The sequence below is a fragment of the Tunicatimonas sp. genome, from assembly GCF_049647865.1.
In the GTDB taxonomy this organism is placed as follows: Bacteria; Bacteroidota; Bacteroidia; order Cytophagales; family Cyclobacteriaceae; genus Tunicatimonas.
This window is the reverse complement of the sequence record NZ_JBARYM010000419.1, coordinates 1-2,222: the sequence shown is the minus strand read 5'-3', so window position 1 is coordinate 2,222 and position 2,222 is coordinate 1. Positions and strand designations below refer to the sequence as shown.

Below are 2,222 nucleotides of genomic sequence, written 5' to 3'. Positions count from 1 at the left end.
GTCCAAATCCTTGTACAAGAAATTATCCGACAGCTCATCGTGCGCGTCTAGGTAAGGAATGATGCCCTGATTGCCCCACCGTACCCGCTTATAGCCTGTTCCTAGCACGATATACAATTCATTGACTTCGTTGAGCAGCAAATCCCCCACCATGCTCGAGCGGATGGGTTGCGTAAGTAAGGGTGAGACTTCCGGATAGTCCGGCCATGAGCCTCGTGGCTCGGGATGTTGGGTGAGTCCATAGGCCGTGCCAATATGATTCGTCAGAACCAGGGCTACCGGTGTGTAGTGCTCTGGTTCTAGATCAAGTCCCGACAGCAATACACCTTGCCGATAAAGATCGTATTGTAGGTGGTAAACAGTCATCATAGTTCAGATGAGGTAGTTTCAATATATAAGGAGTAAAACATTTTATTGGTGCTCGGGGACCCATAACCGCAAATATTCCATTGATAAGGCAGTCGGTTCGGTAATTAATCGCATGAATCGCCCTTCTTGAAGCCATAGCTTCTGGTCAGACAACATAAACTCGAATGGGTCAATGGTGACTACCCCGCTTACCTCGGCTTGTATATGCGTTTCACCACACCGCTCGGCGGCCGAACACCGATGGTTGCCGTCTCCGACATCATAGAAGATACGATAGGGTGAGTCCTTAGCTAAATCCTCTGAAGGGGATTGGGTAACCGGATGAGGCATGCGGTAGGCAAATACGCTGATCGGGGGAAACGGACTACCCGCCGTAAAATAGCCCATCGCCCGGCGCGTCCGATTGGGGGCCCAGGGTTGATACAGAATAGCGTCTAAGGGCAGTGACTGTACCTGATCAATCTCCTTCCAGGGCTGCCCCACGGCCAAATGCGATAACACAGAAGCCAGTACCTTGGGGTGATGCCGGGTACTGAGTGTTTCGGCACTCAGGGCAGTTTGCCGAGGCTCTTTGAGTGGTATATTCATGGGCATTAACGATGTAGTTGACTAGCGTAGGCGTACTGAATATATTCTTTAACAGCTTCTTCAACTCCCGGATCATTTTCAACGGCAATATGTTCATCCAGATTTTTCAAATCCTGAACCGTTTCCTGCATCCAGGTATCCAGTACGCTTAGTGGAAAGTAACATTCCCCATCGTAGTAGGCGGGTTGATTCGGGACCAGAACCTCAGCGTAGTCTGGATAGTCAACGGCATGCGCATCAATTTCGGCCGGACTTAACCACTGCACCACCGCTTCGTCTAGTAAAGGAAGATACTTCCGAGCAGGCTGAAACCGATAATCATATAAATGCCTATTCAGGCGTTTGATCTCGTGAATCTTTTCTTTAATGAATTTGATCTTATTCATGGTAGATCAGAAATAATAGGGTGTTTTAGTGAAGACATTCATCATCCTCTATTAGTCAGTATACTATATATAAGGAGTAGAACAAACCCGCCACTTGCTGTCAACCTGATTCATAACATAAGCAACTTACCCTTAAGATAGATTCTCTGTCTTTAAATACAGCTCCTCAAGCGTGGTCTCTATTTCCAGTGACTGTAGACAAAGTATCTCTTGCCTGCCATTTACCCACGACATTTGCCAGATGCTGGTGGGTGAGTCCCGGTAAAAAACCTGAGCCACCGGTTCATGCTGACTTAGCAGTACGTACTCTTTTAAACTATTCAGCTTACTGTAGTATTCAAATTTTTTGCCACGGTCATAGGCTTCTGTGCTTCCGGATAGTACTTCTACCAGTAAGACAGGATTAACAATCGCTTTGGTATCTTGATCGGACCGTTCCACTGGACCACAGCTGACCGACGCATCCGGATAGAGCGATCGGTTAATGAATTCAATGTAGACTTTCTGATCACTGGTGAACACCGTGCAGTCTCTTTTGCGAAGCAACTGGTTCAGTACCGTAATAACATTACCCCCAATCACATTATGAACAGGATCACCACCGGCCATCGCATACACCTCCCCATCATGGTATTCATACCGTTGATAGTTATCTTCTTCTAACTGTTGATACTCAGCAAGCGTCAGTTTCTGTGTGATATGCGATTGTTCCATTGTCGTAGTTTTAATGAATGATAAGATCCATTGAGATATTATGTACACTAAGTAACGCTAGCAAGAAGACGAACGTTACTTTGACGTAATCTACGAGTAATGAAGATACGAAAGGGATAAAAGCCAAGCAAGCGATTCAGAAGAAATAACTATTGATAACGTTCA

Annotated in this window: 4 protein-coding genes; all 4 read right to left on the bottom strand. The window is 46.1% G+C overall.

Translation table 11 applies throughout. The annotated features are described in order from the left end of the window. On the bottom strand, positions 1-369 hold a 369-nt coding region (locus WBA23_RS12565), incomplete at its 3' end, for a hypothetical protein (protein WP_424582627.1). Between the two features lie 42 nt (positions 370-411). Next, the gene (locus WBA23_RS12560) at positions 412-963 is read right to left on the bottom strand and encodes a hypothetical protein (protein ID WP_424582626.1); all 552 of its coding nucleotides are present in this window, start codon (positions 961-963) and stop codon (positions 412-414) included. After that, entirely contained in the window at positions 963-1,343 is a 381-nt protein-coding gene (locus WBA23_RS12555) for a hypothetical protein (RefSeq protein ID WP_424582625.1), read from the bottom strand. The genes WBA23_RS12560 and WBA23_RS12555 overlap by 1 nt, the downstream gene beginning before the upstream one ends. Before the next feature lie 132 nt (positions 1,344-1,475). Beyond that, a complete protein-coding gene (locus tag WBA23_RS12550; protein ID WP_424582624.1) occupies positions 1,476-2,057 on the bottom strand; it encodes a Uma2 family endonuclease in 582 nt (193 codons plus the stop codon). Between the last annotated feature and the right edge of the window lie 165 nt (positions 2,058-2,222).

Coding starts and splice junctions, on each gene's coding strand:
- WBA23_RS12560 (WP_424582626.1), bottom strand. CDS start 963: ATGCCCATGAATATACCACTCAAAGAGCCTCGGCAAACTGCCCTGAGT.
- WBA23_RS12555 (WP_424582625.1), bottom strand. CDS start 1,343: ATGAATAAGATCAAATTCATTAAAGAAAAGATTCACGAGATCAAACGC.
- WBA23_RS12550 (WP_424582624.1), bottom strand. CDS start 2,057: ATGGAACAATCGCATATCACACAGAAACTGACGCTTGCTGAGTATCAA.